This window comes from Mycobacterium liflandii (assembly GCF_022354805.1).
In the GTDB taxonomy this organism is placed as follows: Bacteria; Actinomycetota; Actinomycetes; order Mycobacteriales; family Mycobacteriaceae; genus Mycobacterium; species Mycobacterium marinum.
On record NZ_CP023138.1, the window covers coordinates 3,844,418 to 3,864,267 of the forward strand.

The following is a 19,850-nucleotide window of genomic DNA, read 5'->3' on the forward strand; positions in this document are numbered from 1 at the left end:
TGGGTTTCACAGCTCAGCTGAATCCGGTGTCGAGAAGGAGTTGGCCCACTGGTGCAGTGCTTCGTACTGCGCCGCCAGGGAGTGCGTCGAGGATCCCCACGGCTCCTTGAAAAAGAAGCCGAGCTCCCCCACCACGCCCTGCGCGCCTCGCATTCGGGCCATCGACAGAAGTCGTGCCACGTCGAGAACCAGCGGCGCAGCCAACGCGGAATCCGGTGCAGAACAGGTAGTTTGCAGCGTGATCTGGCCGCCCAGAAATCCCGTTGCATGGATGAAGTCCCACGCAACCTTGGTTTCCCCCAGATCGGGCACGTAGTCGATGTGCAGCGGAGCGGTGACATGGCCGCCGAGCATCTGCTGGATGCCGCGCTGCTTGCTGGCGAGCTTGGACTGCACCGCGACCGGGTCGGCCAAGGTGGCGCCGTCACCGCCCCCCAGCAAGTTCGACCCGGCCCATGAGTGAACGTTCATCGCGCGGCTGGCAAACATCGGCGCCAACACCGTGCGCAGCAAGGTCTGGCCTGTTTTGGCATCCTGACCCGCGTAGCTGATGTCAGCCTCGGCAGCGAGTTGGCGCAGCGCGGGGATACCCAAAGACGGCGACGGCGTGAAACAGGCATAGGCGGCACCGGTACGTATCGCGGCCAGCGCCGTCAGCGCACTCGCCGGCAGCAGCGCTCGGTTCTTCTCGCCCAGCGCCAGACGCAACAGTTGCGGGTCGCGATACTCCGGTAGATCGGCAACCGGCGGCTGGGTCGACGCGACATCGATGACAACCAAACCATCCAAACCATGACGCGAAACGAACGAGGCCATCGCATCGCAGAGCCGGTCGATCAGTTCGGCTTGGGTGCTCGCACCCGCACTGCAGGGATCCGGCGTGGCCACACAAGAAGGACCCACGATCTCGTCGTCGGTGGCTGCCAGCCGATCGGAGAGTGTGGCCACCACCTGGTGCGGCAGAAGTCCGGCTTCAACCAGGGTTTCCGCGCGTTTGACCAACGAGGTGGTGGACAGGTCTCGTCCGCCCACCACAAAATCGGAGTAGTTCGGCAGCGGCACGTCGGCAAAGTCGGCATTCGAAGTCACACAACCGGTTTCAGATACCAGACCCGCGCTCAGCGCATACAAACCGACGATCGACGTAGTTGCCACCGACCCCCGGGCGCCGCTGAGCCACAGACCGCAGCGCTGGCCTGCGGTTGCCTCGGATCTGGCGCGATCGCGATTCATAGCCGTGCTCACTTGTTCGACAATTTCTTGAAAATTTGGCGTGTCAAACTAGCTTTTCCAAACAATTGATGCTAACCTTGAACAGGTCGAAAGTGCATGGTCAAATGGCGCGCGATGTGACGAAATCAACTGGCCCACGAAAGCGGTAGCGTGGACTCGATGAGGCTCAACGCACGCTTCGCTCCGTTGCGGTGGTCGGTATTGCGCCTGGCGCTGGCATTTCGCACCCTGCTCAGAACGGGCCAGGTCGGCGACGGCCGCGGCTGTCGACTATGTGCTCGCGCATGCCCGCGCCGGCGATATCGACGACGTGCTGGCCACCATCGACAAGTTCGCCTACGAAAAGCGACAAGTTCGCCTACGAAAAGTCCATCCTGGTCAACGTCGGCGACGAGAAGGGACTACTACTCGATGCCGCGGTGCGGCGCGCCGATCCGGCACTGGCGCTGGAGCTGGGTACTTACTGCGGGTATGGCGCGCTGCGGATCGCGCGGGCCGCACCGCAGGCCAAGGTGTACTCCGTCGAACTCGCCGAAGCCAACGCCGCCAACGCCCGGCAGATCTGGGGTCATGCCGGCGTTGCCGATCGCGTGACATGTGTCGTGGGCACCATTGGCGACGGCGGACGCACCCTGGACGCACTCGCGACCGAGCACGGATTCGCCCCCGGTGCGCTCGATTTCGTCTTTGTCGATCACGACAAGAAGGCCTACCTCGACGACCTGCAAAGCATCCTGGACCGGGAGTGGCTGCATCGGGGCTCGATCGTGGTGGCCGACAACGTCAAGGTGCCCGGCGCTCCCGAGTACCACGAATACATGCGGCACCATCAGGGCACGCTATGGGACACCACCGAGCACAAGACCCACCTCGAGTACCAGACCCTGGTATCGGATCTGGTGCTCGAATCCGACTACTTGGGGTGACTGGCGCTAGGTGGCCCGGGGGTGCGCGCCCGCCCACACTTCGCGCAGCGCGTGCACGGTGACCAGCGTGTAGATCTGCGTCGTTGTCACCGAGGCATGACCCAGAAGCTCCTGCACCACCCGGACATCCGCGCCGCCTTCCAGCAGATGAGTCGCAAACGAATGGCGCAGCATGTGCGGCGATACCCCCGAGGTGATGCCGGCACGTTCGGCCGCATCCTGCAACACCTTCCAAGCGCTTTGGCGCGACAGGCGACCGCCGCGCGCGTTGAGGAAAATCGCCGGGGTGCCGCGGCCGCGGCGGGCGAGCTCCGGACGTCCGCGCACCAGATAGGCGTCCAAGGCTTGTACCGCGGGACGCCCCACCGGCACCAGCCGCTGCTTACCGCCCTTGCCCTGTAACAACACCGTCCTGGCCTGCGTATCGATATCGTCGACATCGAGTCCGACCGCCTCGGAGATCCGAGACCCGGTGGAATACAACAGCTCCAGCAATGCCCGGTTGCGCAGCGTCAGCGGGCCGTCCGCCGGATTGTCGCCACCGGCACCTTCGAGCAGGGCCAGCACCTCATCGATGGTCAGACTCTTGGGCAGCCTTCGGCCCGGTGTGGGCGGACGCACGGCGCGCGCCACATCCAGCGCGGCCAGTCCCTCCGCGGCCGCGAACCGATGCAACCCGCGCACCGCAATCAGCGCTCGGGCCGCCGACACCGCCGACAGCCCGAGCACTCCGGATTCGGGATCTCCCCGTCGCAGGGCGACCAGGAACTCGCTCACATCGTCCTCGCCCACCTTGGCTAAATCGGTGATCCCCCGATCTTCGAGGTGCTTGGAGTAGCGGCGCAGGTCCCGCCGGTAGGAGCTCAACGTGTTGGCGGCAACGCCACGTTCGATCGCTAAATGGTCGAGATAACCCTGCAACTGCGTGTCCAGGGTCAGGGTGCTCACCGCGAGTTCTTCCGCGCCATGAACGCCGTCGGTCTGTCGATCCAGGGACTGTCCAGCGGGCGCGGCTGGGCCAGCCCGGTGGAGATGGAGTGGGCGGCCAAAACGCCGGCCACCGCGATGGCGTTGACGATCTCGCCGGTGAACACCTTGCTCACCGCCTCGGTGAGGGGAAACCACCGCACCGTCATATCGGCTTCTTCGTGATGCCCCTCGGGCTGCTCGACTTCGCTGAGCCCGGTGGCCAGATAGACCCGCACCGACTCGTCGCTGAATCCGGGCGCGGAGTCCAGGTCGATGAGCACCTGCCAGTGCTCGGCCTGCAGACCCGCCTCCTCATGCAGTTCGCGCGCCGCGGTGACATGGGAGGGTTCTCCCGCGGCATCGCGCAGCCCGGCGGGAAGTTCCAGCAGCCGCCGCCCGAACGCGTGGCGGTACTGGTAGACCATCGGGATATTGCCGTTGTCATCCATCGCGACGATGGCAACCGCTCCGTAATGCTCGATGACTTCACGCACGGCAGTGGTGTCACCGGGCATCCGCACCCGATCTCGACGCAGCGCGAAAATGGCCCCCGTATATAAGGTTTCGGACGAGATCGTCTCGAAGTCGTGCTCAGCCACGGTTTGCGGGCTCAGGTATCGACTGCCCGACCTGATCGCGCCCCTCAGCGCCGTTGGAAACCCGCTCGGGCATCTCCACCGGCAGCAGCTCGCCCTCTTTGTAGTCAATAGCCGCCTTGACGAACGCGGCGAACAGCGGATGCGGCCGGGTAGGCCGGCTCTTCAGCTCGGGGTGAGCCTGGGTGCCCACCACGAACGGGTGTTGCTCGGGCGGATATTCGACGAACTCCACCAAGTGGCCGTCAGGTGAGGTCCCCGAGAAGCGCAGCCCACTTTCGGCAATCCGCTCCCGGTAGGCATTGTTGACCTCGTAGCGGTGCCGGTGCCGTTCGGACACCTTGGTCGATTGATATGCCTCGGCCACAATGGAACCCGATTCCAATACGGCGGGATAGGCACCGAGCCGCATGGTGCCGCCCAGATCGGCCTGGCCGGACACGATGTGTTCCTGATCGGCCATCGTGGAGATCACCGGGTCGGGTGTACCGGGTTCGAACTCGGCCGAATTGGCCTCGGTCAGCCCCACCGAGCGGGCGGCTTCGATCACAATGCACTGCAGCCCCAGGCAGAGCCCGAACACCGGCAAACCGCGCGACCGCGCGTAGCTGATGGCGCTGATCTTGCCCTCGATGCCCCGGATACCGAACCCGCCGGGAATCAGTACCCCGTGGACGTCGCCCAAGGCGCTGGCGACGCCGCCGTCGGTCTGGCAGTCGTCGGAGCCCACCCAGCTGATTTCGACCTTGGCCCGATGTTTGAATCCGCCGGCCCGTATTGCCTCGATGACCGACAGGTAAGCGTCGGAAAGCTCAACGTATTTACCCACCAGAGCAATTCGAACCGTTTCCTTTGGTTCGTGCACCCGGCGCAGCAAGTCGTCCCACTCGGTCCAGTCGACGTCGCGGAAGGGCAGGTTGAGCCGGCGCACCACGAACGCGTCGAGTTCCTCGCGATGCAACACCTTGGGGATGTCGTAGATCGAGGGCGCGTCCGGGGTGGAGATGATGCCGTCGATGTCCACGTCGCACATCAGGGCGATCTTGTTCTTAAGCGCTTCGGGAACATCACGGTCACAGCGCAGGATGAGTGCGTCCGGAGTGATACCGATGCTGCGCAGTGCGGCCACCGAGTGCTGGGTCGGCTTGGTCTTGAGCTCCCCCGAGGGGGCCAGGTACGGGACCAACGACACATGGAGAAAGAAGACGTTCTCGCGCCCCAGGTCGTGGCGCACCTGGCGGGCGGCCTCGAGGAATGGCTGAGATTCGATATCGCCTACCGTGCCGCCGATTTCGGTGATGACGACATCGGGGCGGCGGCCGTCCGCGTTGGGCTCGGCCATCGCCATGATGCGCCGCTTGATCTCGTCGGTGATGTGCGGGATCACCTGAACCGTGTCGCCGAGGTACTCGCCACGGCGCTCCTTGGCGATCACCGTCGAATAGACCTGCCCGGTGGTGACATTCGCCGACCCGGACAGGTCTCGATCCAGGAATCGCTCATAGTGGCCGACGTCGAGGTCGGTTTCGGCGCCGTCTTCGGTGACGAAGACTTCACCGTGCTGGAACGGGTTCATGGTGCCCGGATCGACATTGAGATACGGGTCGAGCTTCTGCATGGTCACCCGCAGACCGCGGGCGGTCAGCAACTGACCGAGGCTGCTTGCCGTCAGTCCTTTGCCGAGTGAAGAAGCGACACCACCGCTGACGAAGAGGTGCTTAGTAGCGGTTTGCGGATGCCTACGCAAGTGAGCGACCTCCGTGAAGACGGGCAGGGTTTGAATTCTTCGGACATTCCTAGCCGCAACCAGCTAGGCCTGCCGACCCACGGAAACCCACCCTAACATCCGCATCGCCAGCCCGCGGATAACACGCCCGAGTGGAGTTACTGAGCGACCGTGACCGACGTCGCACCGTGGCCGGTGCCGTACTGCCCCGGATGACCGCCGTTGATGAGATCGTGCAGGGCAAGGATCGTGGTGATCCGCCCGGGGGCAGCGTCTACATCGTCGACCGTGCTGATGGTGGCCGCCATCCCGGCATCGGCCCGGGCCACCGCGACGGCCGCGGCGCCGGTCGAGGAGCCGTCCCGACCGGCGAGCACGGTGCCGGACCCGTGCGGCGCCAGCGCCGCGGCGAATCGCGCCACGCTGGCGCCCTGGTTGCCGGCATCGGCGGGCAGCGCGCCGCCGGTGATCACGATGGCGGCGTTTGCTGCGCCGATGTGATCGCTGGGCTGATAGGTGATGAAGCCGGTTTCCCGCAGGGCGCCCAGCACGGTGTCGCGCTGGGCGTCGTCCACTCCCGGGCCCGCCGCCGGGTCCGGTTTGGCACTGGTCAGCAGGGCGATCCCGAGCAAGTCCCCGGCCTGCGATCCCTGGTCGACGAGCTTGGTGCTCAGTTGCGTGCCGGGCGGCAGGACGGTCGAGTCCACCACCGAGCGCAGCTTCTCCGCGGAGTTGGATTCGACGAACTCCTGGGTCAGCGACACGGTTCCGGGCACCGAGCCCCCGGCCTGCGCGACGATCTTTGTCACCGCGGCGACGTCGTCGTCACTGGCATCCGGAGTCCGGAAGATGATCACCGATTTCCCGGCAAGAGCGTCATGGACGATGCGGCCCAGCATCTGATTATCGAAATCGTTTGCTGCGCTAAGTTTCTCGTTGAGAGCGTTGCACTGATCATTGAGAGTGCCGATCTGCGTATAGAGATCGCGCTTCTCGTTACGCAGACTCGACAGCAAGGTGTCCGAGAAGAAGCCCGAACCCAGCACCACCCCGATCGCCAGTGCCAGAAAGACAGCCGCCAGCGAGATCGCGTGTTGGCGTAACGAGATCATAGAAGCACCGTCCTCGAAAAGTTAGGTGACCAGGTGCTGCACCCAAAGGGAGAAGCGGTTCCAGTAGTCGACGATCCAGTGCACCACCACCCCATCGGTGCGTGACACCCACAAGACAACGATGATGGCGATCAGCATCGTCAGGGCCAACAACGCAATCGCCCCGGCCGAAATGTGGTTGCGGTACAGCGTTGCGACGGCTTTGGCGTCAACCAGCTTCTCCCCCACCCGCAGCCGGGTCAGGAAGGTCGACGGGTTGCTCTGCACCCGGGTGCGGTCGAAGAACGTCTCGATGTTGGCGTTGTGACCGGCGGTGACCAGCAGCGCCGCGCCGTGGTGATCGGCTAGCAGCAGCGCCAGATCGGTGGCCGAGCCGGCGGCGGGAAATGTCATCGCACCGACCCCGAGATCCTGGATCCGCTCGAGCCCCGGGGCGTGGCCGTCCGCATCGGCGGGCAACACCACCTGGGCACCGCACTTGAGCACCTCGGTGCTGATCTGGTCGGGGTCGCCGACGATGAGCTGCGGCCGGTAGCCCGCCTTGCGCAACACGTCAGCGCCGGTGCCGACACCGACCAGAACAGGCTGGTACTCCTTGATGAACGGCTTCAAAGACTTCAGATCATCGGCGGCGCTCGGCTCTTCGGCGACGATCACCACGTGCCGGCGGCGCATGTCGACGTCGATATCGGGAATGCCGATTCCGTCGATCAACAACAGGCTTTCGCTGCGGATGAACTCAATTGTGTTGCCGGCGAACGCCTCCAGGTGGGCAGCCAGTCCGCTCTTGGCCTCCCGCATCAGATCGGCAATGTCATGATCGGTGCGCTCGGTGCCGCGGATCAGCCGCCGGTCACCCGAGTACACGCCGCCCTCGTAGAGGCGGACCTTGGACCCGTCCTTGACCTTCTTGAAGATCTCCGGCCCGGTCTCGTCGATGAGGGTGACGCCGTTGTTGACCAACACCTCGGGGCCCAGGTTGGGATAGCGGCCCGAGACCGACGACGAAGCGTTGACGACGGCGGCCACACCGGATTCCACCAGCGCGTCTGCGGTAATGCGGTCCAGGTCCAGCGCATCGAGGACCACGATGTCACCGGGACACACCCTGCGCAGCAGTCGGTCGATATTCCGATCAACCCGGGCGGTGCCGATCAAGCCGGGCCGAGCGGTGTTACGGGACAGAAGCGCAGACATCTTCATGGGGGCGATTCTGTCGGTGAAGCGCGGCCTAGGCGGGGAGGCGCGCCGTAACATCAGCCCCATAAGTTATATGTCGTCACACCTGTCACAACCCCATTGCGGGGTTGTTCGCCGAATTGTTGCCGTACTTCAACAAGACAGCGACGCGCGCTGACTAATCGCCGGCTAATCCTTGTCGTTCCGCGCGGTATCGAGCAGCTCACGGGCATGCGCACGACCGCTGTCGGACTCCCCGAGCCCGGCCAGCATCCGGGCCAGCTCGCCGACGCGCTCATCGTCGGAGAGCCGCCGCACCTCGCTGGCACCGCCCTTGGTGCAGTGCACCATCAGATGCACGTCGGCGTACGCGGCGACCTGCGGCAGGTGCGTGACGACGATGACCTGATGAGTGCGCGCCAGCCGCGCCAGGCGGCGCCCGATCTGGACTGCCGCCCAGCCGCCGACGCCGGCGTCGACCTCGTCGAAAACCATCGTGGTGCCGGCCGCCGATGCCGCCAGCACGACCTCGAGCGCCAGCATCACCCGGGACAGCTCGCCGCCGGACGCGCTCTTGGCCAGCGGCAGCACCGTCATTCCACGGTGCGCCGCGAAGCCGAATTCGACCAGGTCGACGCCGTCACCACCGGCGCGCACCCGCTCACCGGTCGGCAAGGTCAACGCGGCGGCATCGTCCTCGTCAGCCACCTCGACGCCGACGGCGATGGTGAATTCGGCATCGGCCATCGCCAAAGCGGACAGCTCGGCGGTGACCTCCTTGGCCAGCCGCTTGGCCGCCTTGGCCCGCGTCTTGCTGAGCTCGGCCGCCGCCTGCGCGACTTCATGCTCCAGCTCGCCGGCACGGCGTTGCAGCGCTGCCAGACCTTCCTCGGACACGTCGAGTGCGGCCAGCCGGGCGCGTGAGTCCTGCGCCCACGCCAAGACCCCGTCGATGTCGGCGGCATACTTGCGGGTCAGCGTGCGCAATTGCGCTTGGCGAGCCAGCTTGGTGTCCAAAGCGCTGGCGTCGGCCGGTAGGGCATCCACATAGGAGCCGAGTTCCCCGGCCGCATCGGAGACCACCGCCAGCGCGTCGCTGACCTGCTTGGCCAGGGCCTGCAGGGTGGCGTCGTCGCTGGATTCCAGGGCCGCTCGGGCCCGGCCCAGACACTCGGCGGCACCGGTCCCGAATGCTTCTTCCGATGCGCCCGACAACGCGGCGCGCGCCGCCGACGCGGCCTCGCGCAGGGTGTCCAGCTCGGAGAGCCGCGCGATGTCGGCCACCAACGCGTCGTCTTCCCCGGGCTGCGGGTCGACGGTGTCGATCTCGTCGAGCGCAAACTGCAGCCGATCCGCCTCCTGGGCCAGCTCTCGGGCCCGGTTGCGGCGGTCCAGCAGATCGCGTCGTGCCGACAGCCAGGTGTCACGCAGCTTGCGGTAGCGCTGTAGTGCGCTGGCGCTGGTCGCAAAGCGGTCCAACGCCCCGCGCTGTTCCTCGGGCCTCATCAGCCGCAGCTGGTCGTTCTGCCCATGCAGGGCGAGGAGTTCGTTGGTGAAATTGCTTAACGACTTGGCCGGCACGCTGCGCCCGCCCAGATACGCCCGCGAGGAACCGGAGCTGCTGACCGACCGCAGCGCGATCACGCTGCCGTCCTCGTCACGATCTGCCCCCGACGCGTCGAGCATGTGATCCAGGTGTGCGGTCGCGCTCTGGTCGAGATCGACGGTGGTGAAACGGCCCTCGACGACCGCGCGGTCAGCACCCGAGCGAACCCGGTTGGCGTCGGCGCGGGCACCGCCGAGCAGGTGCAGTCCGGTGACCACCATCGTCTTGCCGGTGCCTGTCTCGCCGGTCAGCACGGTCAGGCCACGATCGAACTCCGCGGTCGCGGCGCTGATGGCGCCAAGCGATTCAATTCGTATCTCGGTCAGCACAGGTGCGAGCCGCTATTTCCCGCGCCAGCCGGTTACCGGCAGGCGGAACTTGTGAACCAGGCGATCGGTGAACGGCGCGCTGTCCAGGCGGGCCCACTTCACCGGGGTATCGCAACGGGTCACCTCCAGCCGGCTGCCGGCCGGCATCAACATCTCGCGGCGACCGTCGCAGAACACCATGGCGTCGTGCCCGTCCGGCTCGATCTCGACGGCGATCGTGGCTTCGGGGCTGGTCACCATCGGCCTCCCGAACAGGGCGTGGGCGTTGTTGGGCACCACCAGAATCGCTTCCAGATCCGGCCAGAGCACCGGACCACCCGCCGAGAAGGCATAGGCGGTGGATCCGGTCGGAGTCGACACCAACACCCCGTCACATCCGAACGCCGACACGGATCGCCCATCTATTTCGACGACCACCCCCAGCACTCCCAGCCGGGGTCCCTTTTCCAGGCTGACCTCGTTGAGCGCCCATCCCTTTTCGAGGTCGCAGCCGGCCTTGCGCACGACGACGTCCAGCGTCAGGCGTTCCTCTACCCGGTAGTCGCGCGCCACCACATGGTCGAGCACCCGGTCGATGGCCTCGGCCTCGGCTTCGGCCAGGAAGCCGATCCGCCCCAGGTTGACGCCGAGCACCGGAATCTGCGCGTTGCGGGCCAGCTCAGCGGCCCGCAGGAAGGTGCCGTCGCCGCCGAGCACCAAGACCAACTCGCAGCCGTCGGCGGCGCGCGGATCCGCGTCAACCACTTCGATATCGATGCCCAAGGCCCGCATGTCGTCGGGCGCCAGATGCAGCGACCCCCGGTCTACCGCCTCCGCCGAGAGCACCCGAAGGGCAATACCGTTGTCACCCAGGACCTTCTCAACCCGTCGTGCGGTTTCAGTGGCTTCGTCGCGCCCGGTGTGGACCACCAGCAGGACGGTACGGGTGGCGGTCACTGCGGGCCTCGTTCCGCGTGCCCGGCCGGTTCTCGGCCCGGACCTTCGGCCACGGCAGTTTGGATCGCATCCGAGAGCGTGTCATCGGACAACGGCCGATCGGTCTGGGCGCGCAGCCACAGGAAGTATTCGACGTTTCCCGACGGACCGGGCAGGGGGCTTGCCGTGACACCGACGGTGTGCCAGCCCAGCTCCCCGGCGCGCCGCGCGACCGACAGCACCGCCCCGGCGCGCAGGGCGGGATCTTGCACCACTCCGCCAGCACCGACCTGGCCCTTGCCGACCTCAAACTGTGGCTTCACCATCGGAACGATATCGGCGTGCGGCAAAGCACACGCAGCCAGCGCGGGCAACACCGTGGTCAGCGAGATGAACGACAAATCGGCCACCACCAGGTCGACCTGCCCGCCTATGGCCGCCGGGGAAAGATCGCGAACGTTGGTCCGCTCGATGACAATCACCCGCGGATCCGTTCGCAGTGACCACGCAAGCTGGCCGTACCCGACGTCGGCGGCGACCACCTCGGCGGCGCCGCGGTCCAACAGCACCTCGGTGAACCCCCCGGTCGACGCGCCCGCATCAAGACAGCGACGGCCGTGCACGTCAATGCCGAAAGCGTCCAAGGCACCGATCAGCTTGTGGGCTCCGCGTGATACCCAGCCGCGTTCGCTGTCGGCAGCAACCGTCAGCGCGGCCGTAGCCGCCACGGCGGTGGCCGGCTTCACCGCCGGCAGGCCATCGATACGCACTTTGCCGGCGCTGATCAATTCCGCGGCCTGTTGGCGGGAACGTGCGAGTCCCCTGCGCACCAGCTCGGCGTCAACGCGGGTACGCCGTGCCACGCCGCACTCAACCTTTCTCCGCCGACTCCAAGGCCTGCAACAACACGTCGTGTGCCTCTGAAAGGCGACGGGCAATGTCTTCCAGCTCAGCCAGAGACGGCCCGTTTGCACCATCCGCGACCTCGGGCAATTGAGCGAGTAGCGATTCGATTTCTGTGCGAATTTGGTCAGGATGAATAGTCATCGGACTCCCTACGCTAGTTGGCCGCTACTCGCTGTGCACCAGGGACCAGCGGTGCAGGCCCTCCCACGCGTGGTCGTCACCGCCGTTCACGGTGAACGGCCGGCCGTCGAACTGGGCATCCCACACCGCGCACGCGACGGCACGGACGATCGACAGATCGTCGCCCGCCTGCTCGCCGTTGGCACTGACCGTCACCGCCGCGCCGTCGACCTGCACTCGCCAGCCGGCCTGCGGTGCTACCGCCAACGTGGCGCGGTCCTGGCGCAGCGAGCGCAGGTCATGGCCGATATATGTGGGCCGGCAAACGGGATCGGCATGCACCGCATCCCGTGCGCTGCTGACCCCGGTGAGAACCATGAGACTGGGCAACCCGGCGGCGTTGGCCCCCTCGCTATCGGTGTCCAGCCGGTCGCCGATCACCAGCGGAGCACGGAAGTCGCCACGCCCCACGGCGTCTTTCATCAGTTGTGGCCCGGGCTTGCCCGCCACCTGGGGCTGTGCGCCGGTGGCGGTTCGCAGCGCGGCCACCAACGATCCGTTGCCCGGCAGCAGACCGCGCTCGGTGGGCAGCGTTTTGTCGACATTGGCGGCCACCCACAACGCGCCGGCCCGGATGGCCAGCGCCGCCTCGGCAAGCTCGGGCCACCCGATGGTCAGGGAAAGCCCCTGGACGACCGCATCGGGTTGGTCCTCGAAACGGCGCACCGGACGCAGACCGGCCGCGCTGATTTCGTCGGCCAACGCGTCGGTGCCCACGACCAGTACCTTCGAACCCGGTGGCAGGGCGACGGCCAGCAGATGAGCGGCACTCTGAGCGCTGGTGACAACGTCTTCGCTGGTGGCCGTGAAGCCGAGCTCGCGCAAGTGCACCGCGACCTCGCCGGCGCTGCGCGACGCATTGTTGGTGACGAACAGCTTGCGCGCCGTGACCTCATCCAGCGACTCAACCGCGCCTTCGGTGGGCTGGCTGCCGCGGAACACCGTCCCGTCCAGGTCGATCAGCAGGCAGTCATATTCCTGCGCAATGTTTTTCACCGCTACTCGGCCAGTTCGTCGACTCGGTCCTCGGCGTCGGTGACGCCTTCGCTATCGGCGGCCGCCGAACGCAGAAACCAATGCAACGCCTCGTCGCGACGGCCGAGCGCCAGCAACGTGTCGGCGTAGGCATAGAAAAGCCGAGCCGCGGTCGAGCCGGTCCGGTCCGGATCCAGCTGCGGTGTGGACAACAGGGTCAGCGCCTGCTCCAGCTGTCCAAGATCTGCCCGGGCCCCCGCGGCGACAATCCGCAACTCGTCGGCGTCGTCACCGCTGAGCTGCGTCGCTTCGGGACCGCGGGCCAGATCGATGGCCCGTTGCGGGCGCCCGAGGCCACGCTCGCAGTCAGCCATCAGCGCCAGCAACGCGGACTTGCTGCCCATCCTGCGCGCCGCTCGCAACTCGGCCAGGGCCTGACCCCAATCACCGCAGTGATAGGCCGCGATGCTGACGGCTTCACGAATCACGGCGATCCTGCTGGAGCGCGCCCGAGCCGCACGCGCGTGCGCCAACGCGGCCTGCGGGTCCTCATCGAGCAGCTCTCCGGCTGCCACCAGGTGGCGGGCGACTGCATCAGCGGTCGCCCGATCCAGGGTGCTCAATTCACGCCGGATCTCGGGTGCCAGTTGCTTGGCGTCCACGCCGGGCGGCACCGCCGGACCTTCCGGCCGCGCGCGGGTCCCGTCACCGGATGCGTTTTGAGGCTGAGCCGGACGCGCTCGGCCCGGGCCCGACCACGAACCGTCACGATCCCGCCGTGGACCGCGCCGTGGTGCATCGCCCGACGCCGATCGCAGTCGTCGCTGCCCACCGCGACCGTGCCTGTCGTCGACCACTCGCTAGAGGTTACGGGCACGCCGGGCAGGCTCACAATCAGCCCGGATGGGCCCAGTGGGTCAGGCCTGCAGCCGGTTGGGCAGCAGGGGGTAGATCACCGCTGGGCAATAGGTCGCTATCGCGACCACGGTGAACGCGGCCGCGGTCTCGCGGGGCATCCCGTTCTTGTCGACCATCCTGGCCACCACGGACTCGAACGTCCCGTTTGGCTCCACCGCCATCGGGCACACCGACCTGCCCATTGCCATGGCTGCGGCGGGCTGACTGTAGGAGATGCCGGCGTTGTTCAGAGCCGTCAGGAAGGCATTGCCCATCATGTCTGCGTGTATCGGAGCCGCCACGGCCGCCGACACCCCGAACACCCCGGCGGTCAACGCCAGGAATCGAAGGGCCAGCGCCGGTCCGCCCGCGCGGCAGGTCCGTGGTGCACCGTCTGACTGCTGTGTCATCACCCGTTTTCACCTGTCAGTCGTGGAGCTCCGGACGCACAAATCACCGTGTGACAACAGTGCTCAACGACAGTCACATTCACGCCTCGGTGGGGTAAAGGTTTGCACACTAACGCGTTTTGCCGCAGGTGGTGAGGGGGCCAGGCGCTAGGACAGCCGCTCCTTGTCCCCCAATCGGGGGACAAGGAGTATCGGGCGGTTGGGGGAGCCGAATTTCCCCTTCCAATCAGCTGGTTGTGGGATAGCAGCGGCGTCGCGCCCCCCGCAGAATGGTTTTCAGCGCGGGAACGAAACAAGAGAACGAACCCGCTACCAGCACCGCAACTAAATAGACCAATCGGCGGGGGCCTCTTTCGCCCCCATCCCCCCCCAAGTATTGAGGCCCCCGCCGAACCCCCCCTTCACCCGAAGGGCATCAACTAAATAGACCATCGGCGGGGATCTCATACGCCCCCCCAAGTACTGAGATCCCCGCCGAACACCACTTCGCACAGCAGACAGAGAGAGCTCAGCGCTCATCTGATCCCCGACTGCCAGCGGGGTCTCATCGCCGCCTCCCTCCCCCCCCCCCCCCCCCCCCCCCCCGCGATGAGATCCCGCTGGATCTTTTTCAGCGACTTTTCATGGCCCCTGTGCCGGCTCCAACTGAGTAGCGTGAAGCAATGTCCAAACCTCCCCGGCTTGGTACGCGGCAGTTGCCCCAAAAGCCGAACGGTCCGGATTGGTCGCACTGGCCGGTTCGAGTCCTCGGGCACGCCGACCCCACCACGATCGGGCATCGAGCCGGTACTCACCGGACCATTTCTCCCGATCAAACCTGGCAGGCGGTCCAACCGCTGCTGGCGCAAGCCGGAATCACCCGAGTCGCCGACCTGACCTGGCTCGACGATCTCGGGATTCCCACCGTGCAGGCGGTGCGCCCCGCCTCCCTGACCTTGTCGGTGAGCCAGGGAAAAGCCACCACTTACCGGGCCGCTCAGGTGTCGGCCGTGATGGAGTCCCTGGAAAACTGGCACGCTGAAAACGTCACGCCCACCATGTTGGCAACGCCGGCAAGGGATCTCACGGCGGAGCTGACCTACGACCCAGCCGACCTCAACCGGCCGGCAGGCAGTCTGTATCACCCTTCGGCCAAGCTCGACTGGATGGTCGCGACAACTTTGTTGAGCGGCCGACGGACCTTCGTGCCGTGGCTGTCCACCGTGGTGAATGTCGCTGTCAACGATTCCTGGGGACCTCCGATGTTCGGCATGGACACCACCGGATTGGCTTCGGGCAACAGCTACCACGAAGCGACAGTGCACGCGCTCTACGAGATTATGGAGCGCCACGGCATGGCCACCGCCGAGCCCGGATCGACCCTTTTCCATGTCCCCCTCGAGGACGTCGCCCGCTCCGACTGCGCCGAATTGGTCGAAATGATCCACCAAGCTGGAAGCGAAGTGCAGGTCGCTCGCATCGACACGTGGGACGGCTTCTATTGCTTCGCCGCCGAGCTGACGTCGCCGATGTTGGAAGTTCCGTTCAGCGGCAGCGGACTTCACCATGACCCCAATGTCGCCCTGTCCAGGGCGATCACCGAAGCCGCACAATCGCGCTTGACCGCCATCAGCGGAGCCCGCGAGGACCTGCCCTCAGCGATCTACCACCGGTTCGCCCGGGTTCACAGTTATGCGGCGGTGCACCGATCCATGCAATCGATGCCCGACGCCGAACCCACCGCGTGGCACATCGACTACACCAACTCGCTGGGCGAGCTGCTGGCCACCGCAGCGACCGCGGTGACCAAACGTTCTGGCACCGAGCCGCTCGCGGTCGTCTGCGAATTCGCCGACGCCTGCGTTCCGGTGGTGAAGGTGATAGCCCCCGGTTTGTCCGCTTCGATAGCCTCGCCGATGCGAACCCCGCTGCAGGAGCACCAGTGACATTCACGACAACCGGCGGACGGATCGTCGTCACGGCCGGGCCCACGATCAGCGCCGACGACGTGCACGCCGTGGTGCCCCACGCTGAGGTGGTGCCGCCGATCGCGTTCGGCCACGCTCTTGGTTACGGGCTGCGGCCCGGCGATGCGCTGCTCATTGTCGACGGCTTGTTCTTCCAGCAGGCATCGGTGCGTCACAAGGAACTGCTGACCCTGATCTCCGACGGCATTCGGGTCGTCGGTTCGTCCAGCATGGGAGCATTGCGAGCCGCCGAGCTGCACCCGTTCGGTATGGAGGGTTACGGCTGGGTTTTCGAAGGATATCGGGACGGGCTGCTGGAAGCAGACGACGAGGTGGGGATGGTGCACGGCGATCCCGAAGACGGTTATCCCATCTTCGTCGATGCGCTGGTCAACATTCGGCAAACCTTGGCGCACGCCGTCGAATCCGGTTTGCTACCAGCAGCTTTAGCGGATCAGCTGATCGACACGGCCCGCAGTACACCGTTTACCCAGCGGACCTGGAATCGCCTGCTGGACACCGTTGGCGCCGGCGAGAGCCAGAATCTGGCAAAGCAGTTGAGGTCTCTGCGAGTGGACATCAAACACGCCGATGCGGTGCTCGCGCTTCAAGAAGTGCTCCGCGGTCAAGCCAGTACCGCCGTGCGGCCCGGCCCACCCCCGACCGTGTGGTCGGAGCGCTGGCGGCAACGCTGGTCACCGCCGACGCCGGTGGCTTTGGACGCCGCGGAGAGCGCCGAGCCCGCGATCGACGCCATTGACGTTGCCGATATCGACGTACTTTCGCTGCTGAGCTTGTGCGCCAGCGATCGGTGGGCCTACCTGCCCGCATTGGAGCAGGTGGCCGCCTGGCACTGGAGTTTGAACCACCCCGACGCCAGCGGCAACGTCGGTGACCGGGCCGCGCTAGCTGCCGCCGAAGTCCCCTGCGACAGTTATCAACTCTCGCTGGAGACGGTCGCCCACCACTACGCATTGGCAACCGGCATCATCGACGACGCAGGTTTTCCCGAGCACGTCAGGGCGCATTGGCTGACCGCCGAAGAAAATTCCGCCCTTGGCGACGACGCAGTTGCGGTGTCCGCGCGGCTGACTACCCGCACCTTGTTTTTCGCCCGATCCCTGCCTGCCGTCGCGCATTTCCTGGACCTGCTGCGCGGCGACCCCCGGCTGCCGGAATGGCGCCTCATGGCCGCACGCGCGGTGGCCCGCCGCGATGAGCTGGCTCGTCAAAAACCACATTTGAACCTGCGTCGCCCGGATCCCGCACTGCTCAAGCAGCTGTTCGGCACGATATGGGGCACCCCGGTGGATCGGGTCGAGTTGGCCCAACGTGGCTTGATGACCGAGGACGCCTTCTACACCGCCGCCACTGTCTACGCGGTAGCCGCTGCCGACGGCCAGTTGCCAGCCATCGAGGTCGGCTGTCTGGGGCCCGTTCAGTCACGCCAGTCACCTCCGGCCCACTAGCGACTCTCGGGCGGAATCTGCTACCGAATTGGCGTCCAGCGGGACGCCGATCCGTATTCGAAAAATCCAGATATCCCACGGAGTCTCGCTATACAATCATTCACTTCCGATAATTCGGATTGCGTGAAAATCGGCGCGAAATATTCACCGAGTAGTGAATTGATGGGAGTAAAGCGTGTCATTTTTGATCGCGGCCCCGGACATGGTGGCAGCGGCGGCAACCGATCTTGCCAGCATCGGCTCGACTATCAATACCGCCAATGCCGCCGCGTCCGCCCTGACTACCTCGGTGGCGGCGGCGGCCGCAGACGAAGTATCCACCGCCGTCGCACACGTATTTGACACCTACGCGCAGGAATACCAAACCTTCGGTGCCCACATGGCGGCATTTCACGACCAGTTCGTCCAGACCCTCAAAACCGGCGCGCTCGCGTATACCGGCGCCGAGGCCGCGAACGCATCACCGCTGCAGGAACTACTCAACGCGGTCAACGCCCCCACCCAGGCACTCCTGGGCCGCCCATTGATCGGCAACGGCACCGATGGTGCTCCCGGAACCGGCGCCGACGGCGGGGCCGGCGGATTGCTGTGGGGCAACGGCGGCAACGGCGGCTCGGGAGCCGCCGGTCAAACCGGCGGCGACGGTGGTGTCGCCGGTCTCATCGGCACCGCCGGCAACGGTGGCGCCGGCGGCATCGGCGCGGCGGGTGGCATGGGAGGCGCCGCCGGGCTGTTCGGCGGCGGTGGCGTGGATGGCGTGGGCGGAGCGGGCGCCGCCGGAGGCAGCGGCGGCACCGGCGGCCTGCTATTGGGCGATGGTGGTGCCGGCGGGATGGGCGGCGTGGGGATGGCTGGCGTCAACGGCGGTGTCGCGGGGCAGGGCGGCAGCGGCGGCCACGCGGTGCTGTTGGGCAATGGCGGCGCCGGCGGGCAGGGCGGCACCGGCATGGCCGGAACCGACGGGACCAACCCCACCCCGACCGGGACCGCGGGAACCGGGGCCTCGGGTACTCCTTTCTCCGGAGACGGTCACGCCGGTTCCGGCCACACGGGCGATAACGGCGCACCAGGTGAGAACGGCGGCACCGGAGGAACCGGCGGCGAAGCGACCGGCGCCGGGGGAATCGGCGGCACCGGGGGTAACGGCGGTGCCGCGGGCTCCGGAGGCGCCAACGGCGGCGATGGTGGGGTCGGCGGAGCGGCGACGGACACATTTGGCTTCGACAACAACCAAGGCGGCAACGGCGGCAACGGAGCCAACGGCAGTGGCCCCGGCGGCGCGGGTGGCGCTGGCGGGGACGGGGGCGCCTCGACGGCGGGCGGAGCGGCCACCGGCGGCAAGGGCGGCCATGGCGGCAACGGCGCCGCCAGCGACCTATCCGGCGGCAATGGCGGCGCGGCCGGCGCCGGTGGCAACGGCGGGAACGCCGGGCTGCTCGTCGGCAATGGCGGCGCAGGGGGAACCGGGGGTGTTGGCGGCTCCGGCGGCACGGGTGCCGCGGGCGGCGCCGGAGGCGCTGGCGGAGACGGCGGCACCGCGACTGGAAACTTCGACCCCACCGGTACCGCCGCCCAGGGACAAGAGGGTGGGGACGGCGGCTCCGGCGCCGACTCGACGGGAATCGGCGGCAACGGCGGCAACGGCGGCGTGGGCGGTAACGGCGGCAACGGCGGGCGGCTACTCGGCCTGGGCGGTGCCGGCGGCGACGCCGGCAATGGCGGTGTCGGGGGTACCGGCGGCGCCGGTGGCCATGGCGGCAACGCGACCAGCGGTCAGCTGAGTCAGGGCGGCAACGGCGGCAACGGCGGCGGCGGCGGCAACGGCGCGGACGGCGGCGATGGTGGTGCTGCCGGGCTCAGCGGCGGAAATGGCGGCCAGGGCGGGTTGATCGGGGTTTCGGGAGTGGACGGCGCGGCCGGAATCGGCGGCCGAGCCGGTGCCGGTGGGGCCGGTGGCGCCCTCGGGGTCGGCGGCACCGGTGGCATCGCCGAGGGTCTGATCCACGTCGACGGTGACGCTGGGCTCAACGGTGTGGCAGGCACCTCCGGCAACGCCGGCCAACACGGCTAGACCTAACGGTCCAGCTGCGACTACCACCGGGGGCCGCCATCTCGGACGTGCGGGATCGCAGCTAGAACCGGATCGGCGCGTCACTGCACGACACCGCGCCCGGCGCGACCAAGATCGCCGAGAACCGGCGGGTAGCGCGCGGCCGCCCGCCGCTAGGGGCTTCCGCCCCTATCCGTTACCTCGGCTAACTGGTTCGATGGTTGAGGTGGGTCCAGCAATCGGGCTTGATCACGGCATCAGGATGGATGCCGCGCCCCCCGGTAGGCCGCGGTGGCCACCCAACTCGGCGGTCAAAATTGACGCAACGGATCTTCTCGAGTCGCCGCAAAACAGTGAGCCCCCGTGCGCACCTTCGCTGCTCTCTGCGCGGCGGGGACCGGGTCAGCTGACGCCAGCGCCGCCTCG

General features: G+C 66.9%; 16 protein-coding genes and 1 pseudogene. 4 read left to right on the forward strand and 13 right to left on the reverse strand.

Translation table 11 applies throughout. The features are described 5' to 3' along the window. Positions 1 to 6: 6 nt before the first annotated feature. Positions 7 to 1,233 (reverse strand): inositol-3-phosphate synthase, encoded by a 1,227-nt coding sequence (locus CKW46_RS17220; protein ID WP_015355926.1) that lies wholly within the window; start codon positions 1,231 to 1,233, stop codon positions 7 to 9. Between the two features lie 159 nt (positions 1,234 to 1,392). Between CKW46_RS17220 and CKW46_RS17225 the strand changes: the two are divergent. Then, positions 1,393 to 2,159, forward strand: a pseudogene (locus CKW46_RS17225) (O-methyltransferase). Between the two features lie 6 nt (positions 2,160 to 2,165). On the opposite strand, the gene xerD reads toward CKW46_RS17225, so the two are convergent. The 12 genes from xerD to CKW46_RS17285 form a co-directional block, all read right to left on the reverse strand. Next, on the reverse strand, positions 2,166 to 3,107 hold the full coding sequence (gene xerD / locus CKW46_RS17230; RefSeq protein ID WP_015355928.1) for a site-specific tyrosine recombinase XerD: 942 nt from the start codon (positions 3,105 to 3,107) through the stop codon (positions 2,166 to 2,168). After that, complete coding sequence (locus CKW46_RS17235; RefSeq protein ID WP_011739798.1) at positions 3,104 to 3,727, reverse strand: NUDIX domain-containing protein; 624 nt, start codon at positions 3,725 to 3,727, stop codon at positions 3,104 to 3,106. Before CKW46_RS17235 ends, xerD begins: the two co-directional genes overlap by 4 nt. Further along, positions 3,720 to 5,471, reverse strand: a complete 1,752-nt coding sequence (gene pyrG, locus CKW46_RS17240) for a CTP synthase (RefSeq protein ID WP_015355929.1) — start codon at positions 5,469 to 5,471, stop codon at positions 3,720 to 3,722. The genes CKW46_RS17235 and pyrG overlap by 8 nt, the downstream gene beginning before the upstream one ends. A 137-nt stretch (positions 5,472 to 5,608) precedes the next feature. After that, positions 5,609 to 6,562: a copper transporter gene (locus CKW46_RS17245; RefSeq protein ID WP_015355930.1), complete on the reverse strand. Its 954-nt coding sequence runs from the start codon at positions 6,560 to 6,562 to the stop codon at positions 5,609 to 5,611. 21 nt (positions 6,563 to 6,583) lie between these two features. Next, on the reverse strand, positions 6,584 to 7,765 hold the full coding sequence (gene steA, locus CKW46_RS17250) for a putative cytokinetic ring protein SteA (protein ID WP_117435839.1): 1,182 nt from the start codon (positions 7,763 to 7,765) through the stop codon (positions 6,584 to 6,586). Between the two features lie 165 nt (positions 7,766 to 7,930). Then, the gene (gene recN, locus CKW46_RS17255) at positions 7,931 to 9,676 is read right to left on the reverse strand and encodes a DNA repair protein RecN (protein WP_482052185.1); all 1,746 of its coding nucleotides are present in this window, start codon (positions 9,674 to 9,676) and stop codon (positions 7,931 to 7,933) included. A 12-nt stretch (positions 9,677 to 9,688) separates the two neighbouring features. Continuing rightward, positions 9,689 to 10,612, reverse strand: coding sequence for an NAD kinase (locus tag CKW46_RS17260; protein WP_015355933.1), 924 nt, complete (start codon positions 10,610 to 10,612; stop codon positions 9,689 to 9,691). Beyond that, a complete protein-coding gene (locus CKW46_RS17265) occupies positions 10,609 to 11,454 on the reverse strand; it encodes a TlyA family RNA methyltransferase (RefSeq protein WP_011739792.1) in 846 nt (281 codons plus the stop codon). The genes CKW46_RS17260 and CKW46_RS17265 overlap by 4 nt, the downstream gene beginning before the upstream one ends. A 7-nt stretch (positions 11,455 to 11,461) precedes the next feature. Beyond that, positions 11,462 to 11,638: a hypothetical protein gene (locus tag CKW46_RS17270; protein WP_117435843.1), complete on the reverse strand. Its 177-nt coding sequence runs from the start codon at positions 11,636 to 11,638 to the stop codon at positions 11,462 to 11,464. A 24-nt stretch (positions 11,639 to 11,662) separates the two neighbouring features. Continuing rightward, positions 11,663 to 12,673 (reverse strand): HAD-IIA family hydrolase, encoded by a 1,011-nt coding sequence (locus tag CKW46_RS17275; RefSeq protein WP_015355934.1) that lies wholly within the window; start codon positions 12,671 to 12,673, stop codon positions 11,663 to 11,665. Between the two features lie 2 nt (positions 12,674 to 12,675). Continuing rightward, positions 12,676 to 13,509 (reverse strand): tetratricopeptide repeat protein, encoded by an 834-nt coding sequence (locus CKW46_RS17280; RefSeq protein WP_482052186.1) that lies wholly within the window; start codon positions 13,507 to 13,509, stop codon positions 12,676 to 12,678. Positions 13,510 to 13,569: 60 nt separating this feature from the next. Continuing rightward, positions 13,570 to 13,959, reverse strand: a complete 390-nt coding sequence (locus tag CKW46_RS17285; RefSeq protein ID WP_012394235.1) for a DUF732 domain-containing protein — start codon at positions 13,957 to 13,959, stop codon at positions 13,570 to 13,572. 662 nt (positions 13,960 to 14,621) lie between these two features. Here CKW46_RS17285 and CKW46_RS17290 point away from each other — a divergent pair. The 3 genes from CKW46_RS17290 (at position 14,622) to CKW46_RS17300 (ending at position 19,445) form a co-directional block, all read left to right on the forward strand. After that, positions 14,622 to 15,884, forward strand: a complete 1,263-nt coding sequence (locus CKW46_RS17290) for a YcaO-like family protein (RefSeq protein ID WP_117429234.1) — start codon at positions 14,622 to 14,624, stop codon at positions 15,882 to 15,884. After that, on the forward strand, positions 15,881 to 17,374 hold the full coding sequence (locus tag CKW46_RS17295) for a TfuA-like protein (RefSeq protein ID WP_015355937.1): 1,494 nt from the start codon (positions 15,881 to 15,883) through the stop codon (positions 17,372 to 17,374). The genes CKW46_RS17290 and CKW46_RS17295 overlap by 4 nt, the downstream gene beginning before the upstream one ends. Positions 17,375 to 17,549: 175 nt before the next feature. Then, the gene (locus CKW46_RS17300) at positions 17,550 to 19,445 is read left to right on the forward strand and encodes a PE family protein (protein WP_482052187.1); all 1,896 of its coding nucleotides are present in this window, start codon (positions 17,550 to 17,552) and stop codon (positions 19,443 to 19,445) included. The last annotated feature ends 405 nt before the right edge of the window (positions 19,446 to 19,850 follow it).